This window comes from Psychroserpens burtonensis DSM 12212 (genome assembly GCF_000425305.1).
GTDB classification, from domain to species: Bacteria; Bacteroidota; Bacteroidia; order Flavobacteriales; family Flavobacteriaceae; genus Psychroserpens; species Psychroserpens burtonensis.
Genome location: NZ_KE384347.1, coordinates 86,980 through 110,181 on the forward strand (window position 1 = coordinate 86,980; position 23,202 = coordinate 110,181).

21 protein-coding genes are annotated in these 23,202 nt (G+C 33.7%); 14 read left to right on the forward strand and 7 right to left on the reverse strand.

Annotated elements, in window-relative coordinates:
- Positions 1–34: 34 nt before the first annotated feature.
- Positions 35–1,804, reverse strand: a complete 1,770-nt coding sequence (locus tag H593_RS0117045; protein ID WP_028873526.1) for an ABC transporter ATP-binding protein — start codon at positions 1,802–1,804, stop codon at positions 35–37.
- Positions 1,805–1,924: 120 nt separating this feature from the next.
- On the opposite strand from H593_RS0117045, the gene H593_RS0117050 reads away from it, so the two are divergent.
- Both H593_RS0117050 and H593_RS0117055 read left to right on the forward strand, forming a co-directional pair.
- Positions 1,925–3,130 carry a multidrug effflux MFS transporter gene (locus tag H593_RS0117050; RefSeq protein ID WP_028873527.1) on the forward strand — a complete coding sequence of 402 codons (1,206 nt, stop codon included), beginning with the start codon at positions 1,925–1,927 and terminating at the stop codon, positions 3,128–3,130.
- A gap of 144 nt (positions 3,131–3,274) precedes the next feature.
- Positions 3,275–4,090: a T9SS type A sorting domain-containing protein gene (locus tag H593_RS0117055; protein WP_028873528.1), complete on the forward strand. Its 816-nt coding sequence runs from the start codon at positions 3,275–3,277 to the stop codon at positions 4,088–4,090.
- 267 nt (positions 4,091–4,357) lie between these two features.
- Here H593_RS0117055 and H593_RS0117060 read toward each other — a convergent pair whose 3' ends face one another.
- From H593_RS0117060 to H593_RS0117070, 3 genes are all read right to left on the reverse strand, one after another.
- A complete protein-coding gene (locus H593_RS0117060) occupies positions 4,358–5,188 on the reverse strand; it encodes an alpha/beta hydrolase (protein WP_028873529.1) in 831 nt (276 codons plus the stop codon).
- A 90-nt stretch (positions 5,189–5,278) separates the two neighbouring features.
- Complete coding sequence (acs, locus tag H593_RS0117065; protein WP_028873530.1) at positions 5,279–7,186, reverse strand: acetate--CoA ligase; 1,908 nt, start codon at positions 7,184–7,186, stop codon at positions 5,279–5,281.
- A 2-nt stretch (positions 7,187–7,188) separates the two neighbouring features.
- Entirely contained in the window at positions 7,189–7,470 is a 282-nt protein-coding gene (locus H593_RS0117070) for a hypothetical protein (protein ID WP_028873531.1), read from the reverse strand.
- Positions 7,471–7,876: 406 nt separating this feature from the next.
- Here H593_RS0117070 and H593_RS0117075 point away from each other — a divergent pair, with 406 nt between their 5' ends.
- Complete coding sequence (locus H593_RS0117075; RefSeq protein WP_037052861.1) at positions 7,877–9,799, forward strand: transglutaminase-like domain-containing protein; 1,923 nt, start codon at positions 7,877–7,879, stop codon at positions 9,797–9,799.
- Between the two features lie 4 nt (positions 9,800–9,803).
- Positions 9,804–11,972 carry a DUF3857 domain-containing protein gene (locus H593_RS0117080; RefSeq protein ID WP_028873533.1) on the forward strand — a complete coding sequence of 723 codons (2,169 nt, stop codon included), beginning with the start codon at positions 9,804–9,806 and terminating at the stop codon, positions 11,970–11,972.
- A gap of 56 nt (positions 11,973–12,028) precedes the next feature.
- On the opposite strand, the gene H593_RS0117085 is transcribed toward H593_RS0117080, so the two are convergent.
- Entirely contained in the window at positions 12,029–13,417 is a 1,389-nt protein-coding gene (locus H593_RS0117085; RefSeq protein ID WP_028873534.1) for an alanine/glycine:cation symporter family protein, read from the reverse strand.
- A gap of 87 nt (positions 13,418–13,504) precedes the next feature.
- Between H593_RS0117085 and H593_RS0117090 the strand changes: the two genes are divergently transcribed.
- From H593_RS0117090 to H593_RS0117110, 5 genes are all read left to right on the forward strand, one after another.
- Complete coding sequence (locus tag H593_RS0117090) at positions 13,505–14,593, forward strand: heparan-alpha-glucosaminide N-acetyltransferase domain-containing protein (protein ID WP_028873535.1); 1,089 nt, start codon at positions 13,505–13,507, stop codon at positions 14,591–14,593.
- Between the two features lie 23 nt (positions 14,594–14,616).
- Complete coding sequence (locus tag H593_RS0117095) at positions 14,617–15,396, forward strand: HipA family kinase (RefSeq protein WP_028873536.1); 780 nt, start codon at positions 14,617–14,619, stop codon at positions 15,394–15,396.
- Entirely contained in the window at positions 15,386–15,769 is a 384-nt protein-coding gene (locus tag H593_RS0117100) for a DUF3037 domain-containing protein (protein ID WP_028873537.1), read from the forward strand. The genes H593_RS0117095 and H593_RS0117100 overlap by 11 nt, the downstream gene beginning before the upstream one ends.
- A 178-nt stretch (positions 15,770–15,947) precedes the next feature.
- The gene (locus tag H593_RS0117105) at positions 15,948–16,205 is read left to right on the forward strand and encodes an alpha/beta hydrolase-fold protein (protein ID WP_342663098.1); all 258 of its coding nucleotides are present in this window, start codon (positions 15,948–15,950) and stop codon (positions 16,203–16,205) included.
- A gap of 169 nt (positions 16,206–16,374) precedes the next feature.
- Positions 16,375–16,698 (forward strand): hypothetical protein, encoded by a 324-nt coding sequence (locus tag H593_RS0117110; RefSeq protein ID WP_028873539.1) that lies wholly within the window; start codon positions 16,375–16,377, stop codon positions 16,696–16,698.
- Positions 16,699–16,751: 53 nt separating this feature from the next.
- Here H593_RS0117110 and H593_RS0117115 read toward each other — a convergent pair whose 3' ends face one another.
- Both H593_RS0117115 and H593_RS0117120 read right to left on the reverse strand, forming a co-directional pair.
- Positions 16,752–17,702: a phosphoribosylaminoimidazolesuccinocarboxamide synthase gene (locus H593_RS0117115; protein WP_028873540.1), complete on the reverse strand. Its 951-nt coding sequence runs from the start codon at positions 17,700–17,702 to the stop codon at positions 16,752–16,754.
- A gap of 129 nt (positions 17,703–17,831) precedes the next feature.
- Positions 17,832–18,785: a PhoH family protein gene (locus tag H593_RS0117120; RefSeq protein WP_028873541.1), complete on the reverse strand. Its 954-nt coding sequence runs from the start codon at positions 18,783–18,785 to the stop codon at positions 17,832–17,834.
- A gap of 210 nt (positions 18,786–18,995) precedes the next feature.
- Here H593_RS0117120 and H593_RS0117125 point away from each other — a divergent pair, with 210 nt between their 5' ends.
- From H593_RS0117125 to gldG, 5 genes are all read left to right on the forward strand, one after another.
- Positions 18,996–19,832 carry an SAM hydrolase/SAM-dependent halogenase family protein gene (locus H593_RS0117125; protein ID WP_028873542.1) on the forward strand — a complete coding sequence of 279 codons (837 nt, stop codon included), beginning with the start codon at positions 18,996–18,998 and terminating at the stop codon, positions 19,830–19,832.
- A gap of 76 nt (positions 19,833–19,908) precedes the next feature.
- Positions 19,909–20,205: a putative quinol monooxygenase gene (locus tag H593_RS0117130; protein ID WP_028873543.1), complete on the forward strand. Its 297-nt coding sequence runs from the start codon at positions 19,909–19,911 to the stop codon at positions 20,203–20,205.
- Between the two features lie 79 nt (positions 20,206–20,284).
- Positions 20,285–21,013, forward strand: coding sequence for a gliding motility-associated ABC transporter permease subunit GldF (gldF, locus tag H593_RS0117135; RefSeq protein WP_028873544.1), 729 nt, complete (start codon positions 20,285–20,287; stop codon positions 21,011–21,013).
- Positions 21,010–21,507 carry a hypothetical protein gene (locus tag H593_RS0117140; protein WP_245585076.1) on the forward strand — a complete coding sequence of 166 codons (498 nt, stop codon included), beginning with the start codon at positions 21,010–21,012 and terminating at the stop codon, positions 21,505–21,507. The genes gldF and H593_RS0117140 overlap by 4 nt, the downstream gene beginning before the upstream one ends.
- Positions 21,494–23,167 (forward strand): gliding motility-associated ABC transporter substrate-binding protein GldG, encoded by a 1,674-nt coding sequence (gene gldG, locus H593_RS0117145; RefSeq protein ID WP_028873546.1) that lies wholly within the window; start codon positions 21,494–21,496, stop codon positions 23,165–23,167. The genes H593_RS0117140 and gldG overlap by 14 nt, the downstream gene beginning before the upstream one ends.
- Positions 23,168–23,202 lie beyond the last annotated feature (35 nt).

Sequence of the window (23,202 nt, forward strand, 5' to 3'; positions counted from 1 at the left end):
CAATTATAAACCAAAGATGATCACACAATAATTGTTAAATCTTAGCTTGATACGTATATAAATCAAAGTAACGACCTTGTGAGGCAATGAGCTCGTCATGATTACCACGCTCGGCAATTTTACCGTTTTCTATCACTAAAATTTGATCTGCTTTTCTAATCGTACTCAGGCGGTGAGCAATCACAATCGTTGTTCTGTCTTTAGTTAATTGTGCTAATGATTTTTGGATTAAAGCCTCACTCTCAGTATCTAAATTAGACGTTGCCTCATCTAAAATAATAATCTTAGGATCTGCTAAAACAGCTCTTGCAATGGCGATTCGCTGTCGTTGACCTCCCGATAACTTAACACCTCTTTCACCTATTAAGGTCTCTAAACCTTCATCAAAACGATCTGTAAATTCGTTAACGTATGCTGCTTTTACTGCGGCTTGTAATTGTGCTTCTGTGGCATTTGGTCTAGGGAACATAATATTCTCCCTAATGGTACCTTCAAATAAAAACTCATCTTGAAGAACGACGCCTAAATGTCTCCTAAAACTTTTTAATTTAACTTGTGAAATATCCTCACCATCAATCGTTATTTTTCCGGATTTCGGATTCAAAAACGTGGCGGATAATCCTGCGATAGTTGATTTCCCAGAACCGGAACTTCCAACCAACGCGATCACAGAGCCTGTTTCTGCTTTAAAATTGATATTGTGCAATACAGGCTTCCCTACTTCATAAGCAAAAGACACATCATTGAATTCTATCTCACCTTTGAAGTTTTCTAGTTCTATGGTTCTATTGGTATCGTCGTCTTCCGCAGCTAAATTCATAAGTTCCTCTGTACGATCTAAACCAGCTAGAGCTTCAGTCAACTGACTACCTATATTACTCATTTGCACAATGGGTGCAATCATGAAACCTAATATTAGGGTGAAAAATAAAAACTCACCAGTTGTCATCTCTCCTAGCATCATATAATATCCTCCAATTCCCATAATTCCGGTTGTAGCTACTCCAATTAAAAAAGCGGAAGAACTGGTCATTAGTGCTGTTGCAGTCAAGCTCTTTTTTACATTTTGAAATAGTCTATCCACACCTTTTTCAAATATTTTATTTTCCTGATCTTCTGCATTAAAAGCTTTTATAACACGAACACCTGCTAAAGTTTCGGTTAATCTACCAGTAACCTCAGCATTAATTTTTCCTCTAGTTCTAAAAATTGGACGAATGTATTTAAAGGCTTTTAAGGCTATTATTCCGAAGATAGATATAGGAACAAACACAAATAAGGTCATCCAAGCGTTTAGTTTTATTAAAATAACTAAGGACACGATTGCTGTAAAACTTCCACCAACCAATTGCACTAATCCAGTACCAATTAGATTTCGAACACCCTCCACGTCGTTCATAATTCGTGAAACGAGAGCTCCCGATTTTGTATTATCAAAAAAGCTAATTGGTAGCGATAATACTTTCTTTTGAACCTGTGCGCGCAACTCACTAATTAAATACTGTGCTTGCACACTCAAAATTTTTGTGAGTAGAAAAGACGTCACTGCTTGTATTGTAATGGCAATCATAACAATAGTGATAAGCATCCAAATATCACTTGTATTGCCATTTGGTACGACATCATCAAGCAATACTTTACTTTGCCAAGGCAATACTAATCCTGATAAACTTCTAATGACGATAAGTATTAATCCTAGGAAAACTAAATTTCTTCGTGGCCAAATAATAGTTTTAAAAGCCTGTTTTAAGGTGACTTTGGGTTTGCTTTTATCTTTAGATTCTGGTGTTTGTAGATGTCTCATAATTGAATTTCGTGATGCAAAGATACGGTTGTAATTCATATCAAATCTTTTGATACCCCAATGTTTTGCTAATTCAAATTATCTCCACAAATACTCTTTCTTTAATCGTACTTTTGCACGATGCAACAAAAACCCACCTATAAGATTGAATTTATAGCACTTATGGCATCTTTGATGTCTATTGTAGCTTTATCAATTGATGCCTTATTACCTGCCTTACCAGAAATTGGCAGTGCGCTTGGTGTGATTGATGTCAAGGACAATCAATTGATGATTACCATGATTTTTTTAGGCTTAGGTTTTGGGCAACTCATATTTGGGCCACTATCTGATAGTTTTGGAAGAAAACCAATGGTTTATTTTGGGTTTGCTGTATTTGTTGTCGCGAGTATCATTTGTGTGAATACAGATAGCTTAGAAGTCATGATCTTTGGTCGTATCCTTCAAGGTATTGGTCTTTCCTCCCCAAGAACCATTGCTATAGCGATGACTCGTGATACTTATAGCGGTGATTTTATGGCGAAGATTCTCTCCATTATTGTCATGTTCTTTATTTTAGTGCCCATCGTTGCACCAACCTTTGGACAATTACTACTTGATTTTTTTGATTGGAAAGCTATTTTTAATGCCAACCTCATCATAGGATTACTCATCGTATTATGGTTCTGGAAACGACAACCCGAAACCTTAGCACCCAAAAACCGAATTAAATTTTCACCAGCTATATTCATTACGGGAACCAAAGAGTTTTTAAAACATAAAGACGCGATGGCATTTACTCTAGTCTCTGGTTTTATTACGGGTTCTTTTATGGTGTATTTGAGTACGTCACAACAAATTTATCAGGACCAATATCAATTAGGAGAGCTTTTTCCTTACCTTTTTGGAAGCACAGCGTTTTCCGTAGGTTTTGCGACGTTTACCAATAGTAGGTTAGTCATACGGTTTGGTTCTTTTAATATTGCTTTTTATGCCACTGTCGCCTATGCTGTAGTGTCGTTATTGTATGTGGCTTTATTCCATACAGGTGTAAACCCAAGTGTCTATGTATTGGTAGCTTTCTTTTTAATGCAATTTTTTGCTGTTGGTTTTCTCTTCGGAAATTTGAGGTCTTTAGCAATGGAGCCTCTTGGACATATTGCAGGCATTGGTGCAGCAATCAACGGATTCGTATCCACAGTCATGGCAGTTCCAATTGCTAACTATGTAGGTGGTTTCGTGAAGACCTCTGTGCTCCCTTTATTTATTGGGTTTTCTATTTTTGGAGTGCTGTCGCTGTTGGTTTTTGCTTGGTTAAAACGCAGGCGTAGAACTATTACTATATAGTTTTCAAAACTCTATTAAACAAATCTATTCAAGGGTTAAAATATGCTGAAAGAAGCACACCCTTTGTCTTTTATTAAAAACCAATAATTTAAAGATTTTCAACATATTTTTTATAACTTGATAACCAATCAAAATTTAAAAATTATGAAAAAAATTACTTTTGTACTCGTGCTAGTACTATTTGCTTTTAGCGCAAATGCACAACCTTTTCCCGCTCCGTATTGTGATATTACAGATGCCAATGATGTGACTGTTGAAGAAATCACTTCGATCGATTTTGCTGGAACTAGTATTATTAATACAGATACTAATTCTGTTTTAGTAGATAAAACAACCACAACTATTTTTGTTGTTCCAGAAAGTATATATACCCTACAAATTAAAGGGAATACTTACGGTGATTTCAATACAGATATTGTTGCTTTTATAGACTGGAACCAAAACGATCTCCTAGATGATGTTGGTGAAATTTATAGTGTTGGAACTCTTACCAATACAGATGGTAATGATGGAATGTTTGTGTCTTTGGATATTACTGTCCCTAGTGATGCGCTTATAGGAATAACTCGTGTGAGAATGACAAAGACCTATCAGGATGCCGACTCTCCTGCTGAAATAAGCCCATGCGGAATACAGTTTAATCCATTTGGTCAAGGACTCTTTGCTGGTTACGGACAAGCCTTAGATTTAAGTATAGATGTAGGAACCTTAAGTGTGTTATCTTTTGATGACACTTCGTTGTCTGTTTACCCAACACCAGTTAAAGATATTCTAAACATAACATATAAATCCACTTTAGATCGTGTAGAAGTCTATAATCTTTTGGGTCAAAATATCTACAAACAACAAATAGCAACGCCCAATCTAGAACTCAATATGTCGTCCTTTACTTCAGGATTATATATCGTTAATATTTACGCGGGTGATACACAACACAGCTTTCGCGTAGTTAAAGATTAGACATCAAATTATAATTTGTGTATACCATCACCTCACCTAATTGCTTAGAGATGGTATTAAAATAGATAAGTTTAATTATTTCACCTCATTAGAAACGATTAATTATTTGTGTTGTTCAATATCGATATGGCGTTTATCGAAAATTGCAAAATTAAATTGAAGACCTATTAATTTAAAGATTCCGTGAACTTAATATTTCCAGATTAAGATCCCGCTATACAGCAGGATTAATTCAACGAGCAATTTTAAGTGTGACTTTCAGGCCTCTTAAAATTGAGTTTTATTAATAAATTCCAAAATCTCATCATAACGTTTTGTCCAAGGAAAGAGATAATGACTCATCATTGGCATGTGTTTTTTATCTAAAAAAATAAGGTTTACTTCAGACTGAAATTCATTAAGTTTTTCCACAAAAACTGAATTCTGTCTTATGATTGATGAATACGTCCTTTCACCTACATAAATAAGAAACCGAGGTGATTTTTCATCGACAAAATAAAGTGGAGATGCATTTTTCCATTCTTTGGGATCTGTTGTCCAAGTTGTTGTATAATTGTATGCCATCGTTGGCGGATTATTTTGTAGATAGGTATACATATCTAATCCTGCTGCATCATTTAAAATAACACCTTTAATCACTTTGGTGTTTTCCAAGTATTTCGGATTTGTACTAATTAATGCAATAAGATGACCTCCTGCGGAATGACCCATTAAATAAATTTTTTCTGGGTCACCATTGTAGTCTTCAATATTGTTTGCGGTCCACTCTAATGCTTGAGCAATTTCGGAGGCCATAGTGTCGTAATTAGCCTTTGGACTTAATGTATAAGATGGGATCACCGTAACCACACCATTCTTTGAAAAATTACGTCCTAAAAAACCATAAATATTTTTGTCTCCTTCTGTCCAATAGCCACCATGCACAAATAGCACCACTGGCAATTTTCCCGCAGTTTTATCTCTAGGTTGAAAAATATTAAGTTTAAGAGTTTCTTCTATGTTCTCTTTTTCTAAGTATGTAATATCCTTAAACTTCTTGGAAGCACAACTTGAAAAAATAATGAATAATATAAATAAAAGTATGTTTTTCTTTATCATGTTTTTCTTTAAACCGTTGGTACTGCATTAAATTATTACAATGCTAATTTAACCCGTAACACAGTCAAAATTCATCTTATCTCAATTAATTTATAAGGCATTATCCATAATATCCTGCACACATTCTGGATTTAACAACGTACTTATATCACCTAAATTACTGGTGTCTTTTTCGGCAATTTTTCTAAGAATACGTCGCATGATTTTCCCACTACGTGTTTTTGGTAAACCTTCGGTAAATTGAATTTTATTTAGTTTTGCAATTGGCCCAATACGATCGGAAATCAATTGATTAATTTCTAAACGAAGATTGTCGTGGTTTCTACCTTCTCCTGAATCTTTTAAAGTGACATAACCATACAATGCGCTTCCTTTGATATCATGCGGAAAACCAACAATAGCACTCTCAGCAACTGCAGGATGTTCGTTAATCGCATCTTCAATTGGTGCTGTTCCTAGATTATGACCAGAAACAATAATAACATCATCTACTCTACCTGTAATTCTATAATAACCAACCTCGTCTCTTAGTGCTCCATCACCTGTGAAATATTTGTGTTCATAGGTCGAAAAATACGTGTCTTTATAACGCTGGTGATTTCCCCAAATAGTGCGGGCAATACTTGGCCAAGGAAATTTTATACATAAACGCCCTTCTACTTGATTGCCTTTTAATTCTTGACCATCCTCATCCATTATACAAGGTTGAATGCCAATAAAGGGCAAGGTTGCATAGGTCGGTTTAGTTGGTGTCACATACGGAATTGGTGTTATCATAATTCCACCAGTTTCTGTTTGCCACCAAGAATCTATAATTGGACTTTTACCTTTTCCTATATTGTCGTTATACCAATGCCAAGCTTCTTCATTAATTGGCTCACCTACACTACCTAAAACTTTAAGAGAAGATAAATCGTGTTTCTCTACAAATTCTACTCCTTGTTTTGCTAAGGCTCTAATAGCGGTAGGAGCTGTGTAAAACTGACTAACTTTGTGTTTTTCTACAATGTCCCAAAAACGACTATAATCTGGATAGCTTGGTACACCTTCAAACATCACTGTTGTTGCTCCATTGCACAATGGCCCATAAACAATGTAACTATGTCCCGTAATCCAACCAATATCTGCGGTACACCAATACACATCATTTTCCCTGTACTGAAATGCATTTTTAAACGTATACGCTGTGTACACCATATAACCAGCTGTGGTATGAACCATTCCTTTTGGCTTTCCTGTAGAACCAGACGTATATAGAATAAATAAAGGGTCTTCAGCATTCATAACTTCTGCTTTGCATTGATTAGAAGCTTCATCTAGTAATGGTTGTAACCATTTATCGCGACCTTCTTTCATGGTAATATCTGAGTTAATTCGCTTGGCGACTAAAACAGATTCTACGCCATCACAACTTTCTAAAGCTTCATCTACAATACCTTTTAAATCGATAGTTTTGGCTCCACGATACGAACCATCACTTGTAATTACTATTTTACAATCACTATCATTAATTCTAGTTGCTAATGCGGTTGCAGAAAAACCTGCAAAAACCACAGAATGTATAGCTCCAATTCTAGCACATGCTAACGTTGCAATCGCTAATTCGGGAATCATAGGGACATAAATACATACACGATCTCCTTTTTTTACACCTTGCTCTTTTAAGACATTTGCAAATTGATTTACACGACGATATAATTGATTGTATGTAATATGTTCTGCATCGTCGTCTGGATTATTAGGTTCAAAAAGAATAGCTGTTTTATCTCCTCTTGTAGCTAAATGTCTATCGATACAATTTTCTGTAATGTTAAGTTGTGCTCCTTGAAACCATTTTACTTCTGGTGTTGCGAAATCCCATTCTAAAACAGTATCCCATTTTTTACGCCACAGAAAATGTTCTTCGGCTATTTCTTCCCAAAAAATTTCTGGGTTTCTAACAGATTTTCTATAGACTTGATAATACTCTTCTAAATGTTTTATGTGATAATTACTCATAATTAATGATTTGTAGCATCTCCTGCTCCTGATGGAATTCTTATATTCTCTAAAATGTCTTGAACCTCTATTGGAGGTGGTTTTGTAAATTTCATTACAACTATTGACACCATAAAATTAATTAACATTGCGATACTACCAAAGCCTTCTGGCAAAATCCCGAACCACCATTCACTTTCACTAGGTAGAACAGCATCAAACCAACCTAATTTATATTTCATCATATATAAAAGCATCGCAAAAATACCTACAACCATTCCTGATATAGCGCTTTCTTTATTCACCTGGTTGGTTCGCCATTTGTTTTATTTAGCTTTAAAGGTTAAATATAACGTTTAATTATTTTAAAATTTCCGGTTCAAATTTGAATATTCTAGAGTCACATTTTAGATATTATTACTAAACTATAAGAATCTACAGCAACATTTAAAGTCCTCATATTTAACATGTATTTTTAATTATGTAGACTTCGGAATAAAAAAAACTGATCGATAACAGCGTCCTGTTTTGGCTAGTAATCTATTATGATGATGATTAGGCATCCTTTGAACTACATTTATAAATTCCAGCCATCTTGAAAATGCTATTTAACTGTTTTTTCTAATTGTGAGATATTTCCGAAGAAAAAGGCGTCCTATTTGTTTCAAGTTTTATATTGAAATGATATCTTAGCATTCTTAACTACTATTTATGATTAAAAAAATTCTAAGTATCACTGCGATGATACTAGTAACAACTGTTGTTTTTTCACAAAAACGCATTGAACCTACAGTTGAAGACAAAGCAAAGGCTAACGTATTAAAAGAAGAGTTTCCTGATGACGACATCGCACTGATTTCTAGCGTAGACTATGTGACTTTTGATCTCAATAAGCGTGATGGAAAAGTAACTGTTGTACATTCTGCAAAAGACAACATGATTAATATTGATTCGCGAGCAGACATTCAAAAATATTGCTTTTATGACGGTGAATCTTCTATTGAGGAGTTTGAAATCATGTATAGAAATGAAAAAGAAGCTAATTTTTATGTAAAAGATGAGGCTTATAAAAGTAATGACTTGTTTCACAATGACAGTCGTGTACAGTATGCTGTTATGGATTTTCCACTGAGAGGATACCGCTACTTAACGCATATAGAAAAACATTATAAAGATGTTAAATATTTTACTAAACTATACTTTAATAATGAATATCCCACAGTAAAAAAAACGATAAAAGTTGAAATCCCTAACTGGTTAAATCTCGAACTCAAAGAATTTAATTTTGAAGGTTATGATATTGAGAAGAAAGTGACTAGTAACTCAAAAGGTAATGCCAAAATACATACCTATACACTCAAAAATGTATCGGCGATGTATGAGGATAGTAATGCTCCAGGACCATCCTATATCTATCCTCACGTTCTTATTTTAGCGAAAACATTTAAAAGTGGTGATGAGACTGTTAATTTATTTGACTCGACTCAGGATTTATATAATTGGTACAAATCTTTAGTTAATAGTCTTGATAATGACAACACAGATATTACATCTAAAGTTGTTGAATTAACAGAAAACACAAGTTCTGATAACGAAAAAATCAAAAATATTTATTACTGGGTACAGGATAATATTAGATATATTGCCTTTGAAGATGGCATCGCAGGTTTCAAACCTGATGAAGCTGACAATGTTTTTAACAAACGTTATGGGGATTGCAAAGGCATGGCAAACCTAACTAAGCAGATGCTTCTTGAAGCAGGATTTGATGCCCGTTTAACTTGGATAGGCACAAAGCATATTGCTTATGATTACTCTACGCCTAGCCTATCTGTAGACAATCATATGATATGTACTTTATTTAAGGATGATAAAATCATCTTTTTAGATGGTACAGAAAAGTTTAATTCATTTGGTGAATATGCAGATCGCATCCAAGGAAAGCAAGTACTTATTGAAAATGGAAAAGAATTTATTTTAGAATATGTACCAACAACCACCGCAGATTTTAACAAAGAAAAGTTTGCTTATAACTTTGAATTAACTGATGATGACATCATTGGTAGCGTAAATAAGGCTTTTAGTGGTGAAAGCAGAGCACAATTACTTTACTATTTTAATAGTCTCAAAAATGACAGGAAAGAGGAGTTCTTAGAGTATTATCTCAATAAAGGAAATAGTAATATTAAAGTATCTAATATTGAAACATCAGATCTATTAAATCGCGACAATAACATCAACATTTCTTACAGTGTAGCTATTAAAAATGCAATCTCTTCATTTGATGGTCAAATTTATATAGACCTCGATTTTGATAAAGAATTATCTGGTTATACTATGGAAAAACGACATACAGACTTCATTTTTGATACTAAAAAAGACTTAGAATCTATAACGCGATTGACAATTCCGACAGGATATACAATTACCCATTTACCAGAAAACATCAATGTATCTAGTACTAATTTCGATATGCAAGTCAATTTTACGAAAGAAAACAATACGCTTATTTACAAGAAATTTTTTAAAATCAAATACGCCAAAGTAGAAATTAATGATTTTGAAGAGTGGAATGAATTTATCACTAAACTTAACGCTGTTTATAACGAACAAATTATCTTAACTAAAGACTAATACCATGCCTAAACTCTTTCTACTCCTATTTCTCGCATTTTCTATTTCTAGTTTTTCACAATCTAAAGAAGAATTAGCCGCAAAAGACTTTTTTTGGGGAGCAAAAGACACTTATAAAAATGCCAATTATATCCCAGAAAAATGGACTAATGAATCTGCTGTCATTATTTATAAAAATCTGAATTATGATTTTCATAGTTTTGGAAAAAGTGTCACCTACACGAACTCTATTAGAAAACGAATAAAGCTATTAGATAATGCTGCTGTTGAAGAATTTTCAGAATTCACATTTACCAAACGCTTTAAATCCTCTAAAGGCCAATTTTCTTGGAAAAGAAAAGGAAATACATTTGTAGGTATTAAAGTTGTTAAACCAGATGGTACTGAAGCAGAAATTGATGTAGAAAAAGACGCTATAGAGGTTGATGGCGAAACTAAATTAGCCATCTCTAATTTAGAAGTTGGAGATATTATTGATTATTACTATTATAAAGTAGAACCTTTTAAATCTACCTACGCTTTTGGGTTTGATCCTGTAGAAACAAGTTTGGGAGAAGAATATCCAATCATGGATTTGAAACTTTATTTTGAAACCGAAAATGATTTCTTTATCAACTTTGATTCTTACAATGGTGCTCCAGATTTAAAACAAATCACTTCGGAAAAGAGAAACATTAGACGCTATGAACTCACTGAGAACAATATAGCAAAAAGTGAATTTACGCGATGGTTTTATCCTTTAGTAGAATCACCATCTTACAAGTTTCAAGTATATTTTGCTCGTTCTGGCAAATTTGAAGATCGCGCATTAGCCTTTTTACCAGAAGATGAAGACATGATAAAAACGAATGTGACTAAAGAGGAGGTTCTTGATCTTTATGATCATCGTTTCAAACCAGATGGCGACATAGGCGACGTTAAAGATTTCTTTAGAAAGAAAACGTTTGATAATGATGCCCACAAAGTAACTGCTGCCTTTTACTATATGAGGCATTACTATTTAACTCGTTTCGTAGAGGGGTTTTTCATTAAAGAAGCAAAAATCACATCCTATCCATTTATGGTTTATGGCAGTAATATTGTATTTATTCAAAATGAAAGACAGTTTATAAGACACTTTACAGAATTTTTAAAACGTCAAAAAATTGATTACGAAATAGTTGTTGGACAGAAGCGTTATGATGGCCCTTTAGAGGATTTACTTATTGAGAAAAATATTAATGTTCTTGTTAAAGTAAATACTGAGACTCCTTTATATGCCTCTTATTTTGGACCTCACACGACTATAAATGAATTTCCGCCGTTGTTAGAAAATACAGACGTCTATTTGTTATCTGCAAGCAGAAATAGGATTGATCAAGTAAAAAAAGGAAAATTACCAACGTCCATATACACACAAAACGAAACTAAAAAAGACATGACCGTTTCTTTGAATGACGATTTTTCTGAAATCACCTTAACCTCTATTAATAGTTTTAAAGGTCATGAAAAATCAGATCAACAATACGATCGTTTACTGTATAGTGATTATGTGAATGAAGATTATAAAAAATATGACACTGAGTCTTGGATTGAACTTGTACGCCGAAAAAAAGATAAAATCAAATATGAAAAAGAATTAAAAGCGCTTAATGAAAAATTGAAAACAAAGCAAAAGGAACGTTTTGAAGACAGTGCAAAAGAAGAATATTCTTGTGATGACATAGAAGATTATAGCTACTCTATTGATGCCAATGGTCGCTTTAGTTTAGATTCTTATTTTACGTTTACTGAAAGTTTTAAAGCTAAAAATGCTTTGATCAAAAAAGCAGGACCTAATTATATAATTGAAATTGGAAAGCTCATTGGTGGTCAAATTGATTTAACCGAAAATGAGCGCAATAGAACTGCAAACATTTATATGGCTTACCCTAGAAGTTTTAATTACCAAATTACTTTAAACATTCCAAATGGTTATACGGTTGCTGGATTAGATAAACTTAATAAATCTGTTGATAACGAAACAGGTGCCTTTATTAGTACTGCTAAGCTAGAAGGAAATCAGCTTATTATTAAAACATCTAAGCAATACAAAAACTATTATGAGCCAAATAGTAACTGGAACAAAATGATTCTATTTTTAGATGAAGCCAACCAATTTACAAACGAAAAGATTTTATTAAAAAAAGGTTAGAATAGACCTATATCCAAAATAAGCAAACGCGTTTTCACTATTGAAAAGGCGTTTTTTTATTCGTTCAAAGACTTTAGTCGTGCTCTATATCCCTTAATTTCTTTAACTACTCTTGGCGCCATAATAATGGTTGCTAACATCGTTGGGATTGCCATCAATGCAAAAATACCGTCAATAAAATTTATCATTGCTTCAAACGGTGTTGTTGCTGCTAATATGATACTCGAGATATACAGGTATTTATAGTAGTGTTTTTTATCTGCTCCAAAGAGAAATGATGTGCATTTTGTGCCGTAGTAAGCATATGAAAATAGTGATGACATACTAAAAATAAATATACAAATCATTAAAAGATATTGTCCATAACCAGGCATCGCATCTTGAAACGCAGAGGCTGTCAACGTGACTCCGTTATTTGAAGTCGTTTCCCAAACACCTGTCACCAAAATTGCTAAAGCAGTCAGTGTGCAAACAATCAACGTATCAATTACAGGACCTAACATAGCGACAAGACCTTCGCGCACAGGTTCATTGGTTTTTGCAGCTCCGTGAGCCATTGGAGCAGTGCCAATTCCAGCTTCGTTTGAAAACGCACCACGTTTTATTCCTAATAATACAAGAGCACCAAGAACACCTCCTATTACATCTTTATAATCGTCCTCTTTTAAACTACCTGCTTCAAAAGCATCTGTAAAAATCATGAGGAAATATTTGGGAACTTCAGTAGCGTTAATTACAAGTATGATTAAGACTAAAATGAAATATAATATAACCATTGAAGGCACCATTTTAGAAGCAATATTACTTATCCGTTTTAAACCACCAAGAATCACAATACTGGTAAAAAAAACTAAAACAGCGGCAATGACTAGGTTTGTATATAGGTTAACTTCTACTCCATTTGGAATTAATATAATATCATTTATAGCTTGTTTTAATTGATTGACGTTAACCACTGGCATTGCTCCTAACATTCCGAAGAAAGAAAACATAACCGCTAGAAATTTCCAGTTTTTCCCTAAACCTTCTGTAATAAAATACATGGGTCCGCCTTGTAAGTCGCCATTACTATCCTCACCTCTATACATAATTGCCAATGTAGATGTGAAAAACTTGGTACTCATTCCTACAATAGCAGAAATCCACATCCAGAACATTGCTCCAGGTCCTCCAATCGAAATCGCCAAAGCAACACCCGCAATATTCCCCATACCAATAGTTGAGGATAGCGCAGTTGTTAAGGCTTTAAAATGACTAATTTCTCCAAAATCACTAGGATCGTCATATTTACCTCGAAGTACTTTTATGGCATGACCAAAAAACCGAAATGGCAAAAACCTTGAGACGATAAGTAAGTATAGCCCACCACCAATAAGTAAGACTATTAGCGGAATTCCCCAAGCTAGTGACGAAAATTGATTAGTAAATTCGTTTAAATAGTCCATAAATACCTCGTGAATTATCCTTCTAAGGTATTAAACTTAGTGAACATAAAAATTAAAAGTATCTTTAACTTCTCAATGTAAGCATTTTTGAAAACCAACCGACTCTTTTTTATTGACGCAGTGCGCGCTTTTGCAATCTTAATGATGCTTCAAGGTCATTTTATAGATACACTTCTCGACCCTATTTATAGAGATGAATCTAATATTGCATATCAAATTTGGTCCTATTTTAGAGGTATTACTGCGCCTACATTTTTCACGATTTCGGGCTTGGTATTTTTGTACCTTCTTTTAAAAGCCAAAGATAAAGGTGACGACAAACCAAGAATCAAAAAGGGGATTTATCGAGGGTTACTTTTAATTGGTATCGGCTACGCCCTTCGCCTAGATATATTTGGTTGGCTCACTGGTGATTTTAGTAACTACATACTCGTTATTGACGTCTTACAATGTATTGGGTTATCACTTATAATTCTTATTGGATGCTATGTCTTATTTCGAAAACAGGTAAAACTCTTATCCTTTTTATTATTCATATTAGGTTGCTTTTCTTTTTTAACAGAACCTTTATATCGCCGTTTAGATTTGAGTCATATCCCTATAGTTTTTGCCAATTATATGACGACATCAAACGGTTCTATTTTTACAATTTTACCTTGGTTTGGATTTACTGCTTTTGGTGGATTTCTAGCCACAATCTTTTTCTCTCATGTACATAGAAACAGGTTTCGTTTGGTAACGGTTTTAAGTTTTTTTATCTTCGGAAGCTTACTCATTGAGTATTCGTCTCTCCTTTTAATGAAGCTCTATTATTGGACAGATATTGCATTATTTAAATCCTCTGCTTATTATAACTATTTGTTTACACGCTTCGGAGATGTGCTGCTATTACTTGGAGTGTTTTATGCAGCAGAACCTTTTTTAAAAGGATCACTTATTGGAAAAATTGGGCAGAAAACACTATCCATCTATGTGATTCATTTTATAATTATCTTTGGAACTTTTACAGGACTTGGACTCAACCATTTTTATTTTAAAGCTTTAAACCCAACAGAAGCTATCATTGGAGCTCTAGTGTTTATGGTAGTTGTTTGTTTTATTTCATTCTACTATGTGAAGACCAATGCTTTTATTTATAAAGGTGTTAGAAAAATGATAGGGAGACATAAAGATTAGAACTTTTTACTATTTTAGTGATTATGAAGACAATTGAAATTAGAACTGTAAATGTTGTACAGTATATAAACCCATTGCGAGAAGGAGGTTCTCTTCCTGCTATCGTTAAAGCTGATGACGGATTTCTTTATGTTTTAAAATTTAGAGGTGCTGGTCAAGGAAAAAAAGCACTCATTGCAGAACTTCTTGGAGGAGAATTAGCACGAGCTTTAGGGTTAAAAATTCCTGAATTAGTATTTATGAATTTAGATGATTCTTTAAGTAAAACTGAACCTGATGAGGAAATTCAGGATTTACTTAAGTTTAGTGTTGGTCTCAACTTAGGATTACATTTTTTATCAGGTGCCATTACCTATGACCCACTAGTTTTTGAGGTGGATGCGATGACCGCTTCAAAAGTAGTTTTATTAGACAGTCTTATTAGCAATATTGATAGAACCGCAAAAAACACTAATCTATTGCATTGGAATAAAGAATTATGGATTATTGATAATGGTGCTAGTTTCTATTTTCATCATAATTGGGCTACTTGGGAAAATCATCTCACGAGAACATTTCCATTAATAAAAGATCACGTGCTCTTAAAGAATGCATCGCATTTAGAAGAGGCTTCAAAAGACATTACAGATGTACTTAGTCAGCATGTAATTAGAGACATCATTTCAAAAATACCAGAAGAATGGTTGTTAGAAGAATCTAATACGCTTTCGCCAAATGAGATAAGAGCTGCGTACGCCACCTATCTAAATGTAAAACTAAATAGGATTCATACCTTAGTTAAAGAAGCTGAAGATGCAAGATAAAGTCACTTTTGAATATGCCATTATTAGAATCGTTCCCAAGGTAGAACGTGAGGAATTCTTTAATGTTGGTGTCCTTCTGTTTTCTAAACGGAAAAAATTTCTTGGCATCAAATATGAGATTGATCCCGCAAAACTAAATGCTTTTTCAGAGGACTTAGACATAGAGGTTCTTAATGCGTATCTAAAAGCTTGGGAGTTAATTTGTGACGGTCATCCAAATGGAGGAACTATAGGAGAATTTGAACTATCTGATAGATTTAGATGGCTTGCAGCTACTAGAAGCACAATTATTCAAAGTTCTAAGACACATCCTGGTTTATGCGATGATCCAGAAAAAGTATTGGAAAACATATTCAATACCTATGTATTATAACTCTCATTTAATAGTCACTTAAATAGGACATAATATAGATTTATGCCGCTATACCAAATACAAATAGAACACGTGATCTCACGTCCTCAAAAGCAGAACCTAAACCTCCGATGGTTCTAGAAAGACTAGCGAATGCCTCTGGAGATGGTAAAAATTTCTTGTCTTTTATTAAAAAAAAATATTACCTTATATAGACAAAACCTATCCTACAGAACCCTATAAAATGTCAATTGGACATTCCTTTGGTGGTTTATTTGTTATGGATGCGCTTCTTGAAAAGCCTGAATTATTCAATAGTTATATTTCCATACATCCTTCAATGTGCTGGGATAATAAAACATTATTTACGACATATAAAAATACTGACCTAGCAGACAATAAGTATAAAAACAAATTCCTGTATTTAGGAATTGCCAATACCTTAAAAAAAGAATAGATACGATTTCTGTGAGACAAGAAAAAGGGCCAATGGTGCATCATATCACTACAATTTCAAAACAAGGGATCTTCTAAAAAGCGGAATGAATAATCAACTTTTATTTACGTCCAAATAGTATGAAAATGATATCCATAATTCAGCGCCACTAATTTCAACTTATGACCGTATGCGATTCATTTTTGATTTTTATCAATTCAATATTGACTATAGTGATCTATTGGATGACAATACCGCCATTGTAAAAGAAATGAAAACACATTATACTAAAGCCTGGGAAACCCTAGGTTATGAAAATAAACCAGATGAAAGTATGCTTAATCAAATGGGATATCTCCTTTTGGAGACGGAAAAAGTAGATTTTGTTGGTAAGTTTTTTAAACTCAATGTCGCCTATTATTCCAAAAGCTTTAATGTTTATTATGCTTTAGGGGATTTCTACCTAGCATCTAAACATAAAGATAAGGCGATAGAAAGTTTCGAAAAAGCCTAAGCAATTAAAGAATATCCAGATTCCATAAAAAACCTAAACCAATTAAAAGCTAATTAATGGCCTAGATACGACAAAACATTCCCCTCAATACGGTTTTGGATATCAGAGACATCAGCCTTAACAAAGGCTTCTCCCATAATATTCTCGTAGAGTTCAATATAACGATCGCTCACCATTTTGATATATGCATCACTCATTTCTGGAACCGTTTGACCGTCGAGACCTTGAAAGTTATTGGCGATTAACCATTGCCTTACAAACTCTTTAGATAGTTGTTTTTGGGCTTCGTTGTTATCTTGACGTTCTTGGTAACCTTCTGTATAAAAATAACGCGAAGAATCTGGCGTGTGGATTTCATCAATTAAGACGATTTTCCCATCCCTTGTTTTTCCGAATTCATACTTTGTATCCACCAAAATCAATCCTCTAGAAGCGGCGATTTCTGTTCCGCGTTGAAAAAGTTTACGTGTATAATCCTCTAAAACGATATAATCTTCTTCGGAAACGATATGCTTTTTAATAATGTCCTCTCTAGAAATATCTTCATCATGATCTCCCATTTCTGCTTTAGTAGCAGGCGTAATTATGGGTTCAGGAAATTTATCATTCTCTTTTAATCCTTCTGGCATTGGGACACCACAAAGTATACGTCTACCCGCTTTATATTCACGAGCTGCATGACCAGACATATAGCCACGAATCACCATTTCCACTTTAAAAGGTTCACATATATGACCTACAGCCACATTAGGATCTGGAATTGCTGTTAACCAATTAGGAACTAAATCTTGAGTGGCTTTCATCATGCTCGTTGCAATCTGATTTAGGATTTGACCTTTATAAGGAATTCCTTTTGGCATCACGACATCAAAAGCCGATAAACGATCTGTTGCAATCATGACCAACTCTTTATCATTAATATTATAAACAGCCCTTACTTTCCCTTTATAAACACTTTTTTGGTTTGGGAAACTGAAATTTGATTCTATTATTGTATTGCTCATTTTTATCTTTAAACTATCATTACAAGGAGTGAAACGATGAGATCATCTTTTAATAGTTAAAAGATTACTACATTACTCATTCATTTTTATTGCATTGAATTCGTGAATCTTTGATTTCGCAAGAATTGGTTATTCCCTATTCTCAATACTCCTATACGCCTCTAACACTTTTTTCACTAATCTATGACGAATCACATCCTTATCATCAAGGTAAACCATACCAATACCTTCCACATTTTTTAATACGAGAAGGGCTTCCTTTAATCCAGAAATTGATCGACGCGGTAAATCGACCTGTCCAGGATCTCCTGTTAATAAGAACTTGGCACTTTTCCCCATACGCGTTAAAAACATTTTCATTTGGGCATGCGTTGTATTTTGACCTTCATCTAAAATCACAAAAGCATTATCTAAAGTTCGCCCACGCATAAAAGCTAAAGGAGCAATCTGGATGGTTCCGTTTTCTATGTAACTTGCTAAACGTTCCGCGGGAATCATATCGCGAAGGGCATCATATAACGGTTGCATGTATGGATCTAGTTTTTCTTTTAAATCGCCTGGAAGAAATCCTAAATTCTCGCCAGCCTCAACCGCAGGACGTGTTAAAATGATACGCTTCACTTCTTTTGCTTTCAATGCTTTTACCGCTAAAGCAACTCCTGTATAGGTTTTTCCTGTTCCTGCAGGACCAATAGCAAATACCATATCATTAGTACGCATACTCTCCACCAATTTACGTTGGTTCACGGTAATCGCTTTAATAATTTTACCGTTAACACCATGAATAATCGCTTCTCCACTTTTTTCTGATGTCTTATAGTCATCACTACTATGGCTAGTCAAAACACGTTCTATAACATTTTCATCGATTTTATTATAGGTCCCAAAGTGTTTCATCAACATAGTCATGCGACGATCAAACTCTTCGAGTACATCCTCGTCACCATAAGCCTTAATTGTGCTACCTCTGGCAACAATTTTAAGTTTAGGAAAGTGTTTTTTAAGTAGTTTGATATGAGCATTTTGAGCTCCAAAAAATTCTTTAGGAGTGATTTCTTCTAGTTCTAAAATAAGTTCGTTCAAAAGCGAGTGGAATTATAAATTAATCTGTTTTGTTTTATTAGTTTTGTAACGAGACTAGATAAGACTCATTTCAACATCTATACTACCAAAAATAATTAAACTATTTAATTCTTTAGGTTTCCTTAAGGTTAAAATATGATTAGTTTTTAACAGTTTTATATGAGATTAAAAAATGAGCTATAATAAACTATAAATTCTTTTGCTTAGCAAATGGCAATCATTACATTAACAACCGATTTTGGAGAAAAAGACCACTTTGCTGGCGCTATAAAAGGTGCTATTTACAGCGAATTGCCTGATGTAAGAATTGTTGATATCTCCCATTCTGTAGCCCCATTCAATGTGCCAGAAGCTGCTTACATCATACAAAATGCATACAGTAGTTTCCCAAAGGGGACTATTCATATGATTGGAATTGATTCTGAGCTCAATCCAGAAAACAAGCACATCGCTGTAAAATTAGACGACCATTATTTCATTTGTGCTAACAATGGGATTATGAGTATGATTTGCTCAGAAATTGCGCCACAAAAAATTGTAGAAATTAATATTCATGATCGTGTAGCAAGCAGTTTTCCTGTATTGGATGTATTTGTAAATGTAGCTTGCCATATTGCTCGAGGTGGCACTTTAGAAGTTATTGGTAAAATTATTGAAACTATAAAACCAATAAAGAATTTGATTCCGTTTGTTAGTGAAGAAAGAAGTCAGATTATTGGTAGTGTCATATATATTGATAACTACGGAAATGTGATTACTAACATTAAGCGTAAATTTTTTGAAGATGTACAGAAAACGCGTACTTACGAAATTTCTGCGCGAAGCTATAAGTTTAAAAAAATATTCGAAAAATATAGTGATGCTATAAATTTTGAAATCCAAGAAGAAAAACGCTATGATGAAGGCAAACGATTAGTCGTTTTTAATTCGGCTGGTTATTTGGAAATAGCAGTTTATAAAAGTGATAACGCTACTGTAGGAAGCGCGTCTTCCCTAATGGGATTGAAGGTCATGGATACTGTGACCGTTAATTTTTCTAAAACTTAGTACAGAAAAAGAACCGAAGACGCCATACAGAAGACCGAGCCACTAAAGCCAACAAATAAATACTGAATACTAAAAAATGTTTGTACGAATCGTAAAAATGAGTTTTGCCCCTTCAAGAATTGAAGCGTTTCTTAATAACTTTGAATCTCAAAAAAGTAATATTAGAGCCTTTGACGGTTGTGAGTTTTTAGAACTCTATCGCGACAAACACAATACTAATATCTTTTTCACGTATAGTTATTGGCGAGCCGAAGCTGATTTAGAGAAGTATAGACACTCCGTTTTATTTAAAGGTATCTGGGCTAAAACTAAACCCATGTTTAATGCAAAACCTGAAGCTTGGAGTGTGGACAAGTTGGCTTCATTAAAGTAAGCAGTGCTCAGTCTTCAGTAAGCAGTAAAAAAATTATATATTCGTGTATTCGTGACAATAAAATAAACATACAAACTCAATGCTAGCAATCCTAAAAAAAGAAATAAACACCTTCTTTGCATCACCAATTGGTTATTTGGTGATTGCTGTATTTTTATTACTCAACGGTCTATTTCTTTGGTTATTTAAAGGTGATTTCAATGTTCTTGATAACGGCTTCGCCGATTTATCAACCTTCTTTTTATTAGCGCCTTGGATTCTTATTTTTTTAGTACCAGCAGTCACCATGCGAAGTTTTGCAGATGAAAAAAAACAAGGGACTTTAGAATTATTACTCACAAAACCAATTAGTCATTTAAATATCATTCTAGGCAAATACTTAGGGGCTTTTGTTTTAATTGTTATGGCTCTAATTCCAACCTTATTATATGTGTTTACCATTTCAAAATTAGGGAATCCAGAAGGCAACCTCGATATGGGAAATATTATGGGTTCTTATTTTGGACTTTTATTTCTCATAGCAGCGTATACGGCAATTGGTATTTTCACCTCTAGCCTAACCGATAATCAAATTGTCGCATTTATTGTCGCTATTTTTCTGTGTTTCTTTTTCTATTTTGGTTTTGAAGGTTTATCAAATTACAATCTATTTGGTGATGCGCTTTACATAGAAAAATTAGGAATGGAATCACATTTTAAAAGTATGAGTCGTGGTGTTTTAGATACCAGAGACATTATTTACTTTTTGAGTGTTACGGCACTGTTTCTTATATTGACCAAATTAAATATTAAACGCGCTAATCAATGATGATTATTACCATTCCATTAGTCATTACAATGCTCATCACATTTGTTTTAGTTTTTCTATTTGTAAAAACGATAGACAAGCGTCTATGGTTAACGTTTTTAGTAAGTGCAGTACTAACGCCTTTGGTCTATTTTTATGCCGTTTACCCTATGATTAATATTTTTAGCAACTATCATCATGAAAAATATTTTTCTTCAGAATTATGGCAAGATAAACCATCACTACGCTATGAATTATCTGATGACATGATCACTTCGGAAATTTTAGTTGGCCAATCAAAAACAGCCATTGAATCCCTTTTAGGTAAACACGAATGGTTGTCTTGGGACGACTCTAATAAAGATTATAACAACAATAAATGGAATTACGGGTTAGGTTTAGAACCAGGTGCTTTTAATACCGAAAAAGGATGTGTAGAACTATCATTTAAGAATAATAAAGTTGTCGATTTAAGAATATATAAAGAAGAACAAAAATTGGATGCTAAAGAGTAAAAAAAATATCATTGTTATTGTCATTACTTTAGCTGCGCTTGTCGTTGTTAATATCATCTCAAGCTATTTATATAAACGTTTTGACTTAACACAAGATCAACGTTATACCCTATCTAATGAAGCGTTAAAAACGGTTGAGGATGTGGATTCTCCATTAATAATTGATGTATTTTTAGAAGGTGACTTTCCTTCAGAGTTCAGACGTTTACATGATGAAACACAACAACTACTCGAAGAATTCGCTGTATATAATAGTAATGTCAAGTTTGAGTTTATCAATCCCTTGGCAGATGAGAAAACAAGGAATCAAAATATACAGCAGTTAGCCCAAAGAGGTTTACAACCCTTTCAAATAAATATTAAGGAGAGTGGCAAAACATCTCAAGAGGTCATTATCCCATGGGCTTTGGCCAGTTATAATGAACAAACGGTTATTGTTCCTTTGATAAAAAATAAAATAGGCGCTACAGATCAAGAACTCGTCAATGGTTCTATTCAAAATTTAGAATATGTTTTTGCCGAAGCATTTAAAAAGCTAGTTACTCCAAAACAAAAAAAGATTGCAGTTTTAAGAGGAAACGGACAATTACAGGACATCTATGTTGCCGATTTTCTTAAAAAAATGAGCGAACATTATTTTCTCGCACCTTTTACTTTAGACAGTGTAGCCGGTAATCCACAAAAAACATTAAGTGATATTTCTAATTATGATTTAATCATTTCTGCAAAACCTAGTGAGTCATTTTCCGAAGAAGAAAAATATGTGCTTGATCAATATACAATGAACGGTGGAAAAAGTCTTTGGCTAACCGAAAGTATTGTAATGGATCGAGATAGTTTGCTCAACGAGTCTGGACGCGGTATAGCCATTATGAAAGAGCTCAATCTCAATGATTTTTTCTTTAAATATGGAGTTCGTATCAATCCTGTAATAGTCAATGATTTGTACTCTGCTCCTATCACGTTAGCGATTGGAGAAGGTAGTGATTCTCAATTTCAACCGCTGCAATGGCCTTACTCACCTTTGGCAGCAAGTAACCCAAATCATCCAATTACAACAAATTTAGATCCTGTGAAATTTGATTTTGCTAGTCAAATAGACACCTTGAAAAATGGTGTTAATAAAACGATCTTATTACGCAGTTCAAAACTATCAAAACTTCAAGGTGTTCCTAGAGAAATAAATTTAGATGTAGTCACACAAAAACCTAATCCCGAAGATTATAAAGATTCCAATCAAGCATTAGCGGTTTTACTCGAGGGTAAATTTACTTCGGTATATGATAAACGTGTGAAGCCTTTTAAAATTTCCGAAGATAAAACGATAAGTAAAGTCACAAAAATGATCATTATCGCAGATGGTGATGTGATCAAAAATGAAGTGGTTAGGAACCAACCGCAAGAATTAGGCTTTGAGTTTTTAACGAAACGCAAATTTGGAAATAAAGAGTTTCTTGAAAACGCAGTGAACTACCTTTTAAATGATGACGGACTTATAAACATTCGCACTAAAGAAGTAAAATTAGCCTTTTTAGATCCTGAAAAAATTGAAGAACAAAAGACAAAATGGCAATTTATAAATATTGCTTTACCGTTAATATTGTTAGGTATTTTTGGTTTTATATTTAACTATTTTCGAAGAAAAAAGTACACGAAATAAAAAGACCACATCTACTGTGGTCTTTTTAAATTGTA

Bases quoted from the DNA above. Each gene is read 5' to 3' on its own strand.
- H593_RS0117080 (WP_028873533.1), top strand. From the start codon at position 9,804: ATGCCTAAACTCTTTCTACTCCTATTTCTCGCATTTTCTATTTCTAGT.
- H593_RS0117075 (WP_037052861.1), top strand. From the start codon at position 7,877: ATGATTAAAAAAATTCTAAGTATCACTGCGATGATACTAGTAACAACT.
- H593_RS0117140 (WP_245585076.1), top strand. From the start codon at position 21,010: ATGATGATTATTACCATTCCATTAGTCATTACAATGCTCATCACATTT.
- H593_RS0117100 (WP_028873537.1), top strand. From the start codon at position 15,386: ATGCAAGATAAAGTCACTTTTGAATATGCCATTATTAGAATCGTTCCC.
- acs (WP_028873530.1), bottom strand. From the start codon at position 7,186: ATGAGTAATTATCACATAAAACATTTAGAAGAGTATTATCAAGTCTAT.
- H593_RS0117055 (WP_028873528.1), top strand. From the start codon at position 3,275: ATGAAAAAAATTACTTTTGTACTCGTGCTAGTACTATTTGCTTTTAGC.
- H593_RS0117125 (WP_028873542.1), top strand. From the start codon at position 18,996: ATGGCAATCATTACATTAACAACCGATTTTGGAGAAAAAGACCACTTT.
- H593_RS0117050 (WP_028873527.1), top strand. From the start codon at position 1,925: ATGCAACAAAAACCCACCTATAAGATTGAATTTATAGCACTTATGGCA.
- H593_RS0117130 (WP_028873543.1), top strand. From the start codon at position 19,909: ATGTTTGTACGAATCGTAAAAATGAGTTTTGCCCCTTCAAGAATTGAA.
- H593_RS0117045 (WP_028873526.1), bottom strand. From the start codon at position 1,804: ATGAGACATCTACAAACACCAGAATCTAAAGATAAAAGCAAACCCAAA.
- H593_RS0117060 (WP_028873529.1), bottom strand. From the start codon at position 5,188: ATGATAAAGAAAAACATACTTTTATTTATATTATTCATTATTTTTTCA.
- H593_RS0117110 (WP_028873539.1), top strand. From the start codon at position 16,375: ATGCGATTCATTTTTGATTTTTATCAATTCAATATTGACTATAGTGAT.
- gldF (WP_028873544.1), top strand. From the start codon at position 20,285: ATGCTAGCAATCCTAAAAAAAGAAATAAACACCTTCTTTGCATCACCA.
- gldG (WP_028873546.1), top strand. From the start codon at position 21,494: ATGCTAAAGAGTAAAAAAAATATCATTGTTATTGTCATTACTTTAGCT.
- H593_RS0117085 (WP_028873534.1), bottom strand. From the start codon at position 13,417: ATGGACTATTTAAACGAATTTACTAATCAATTTTCGTCACTAGCTTGG.
- H593_RS0117115 (WP_028873540.1), bottom strand. From the start codon at position 17,702: ATGAGCAATACAATAATAGAATCAAATTTCAGTTTCCCAAACCAAAAA.
- H593_RS0117095 (WP_028873536.1), top strand. From the start codon at position 14,617: ATGAAGACAATTGAAATTAGAACTGTAAATGTTGTACAGTATATAAAC.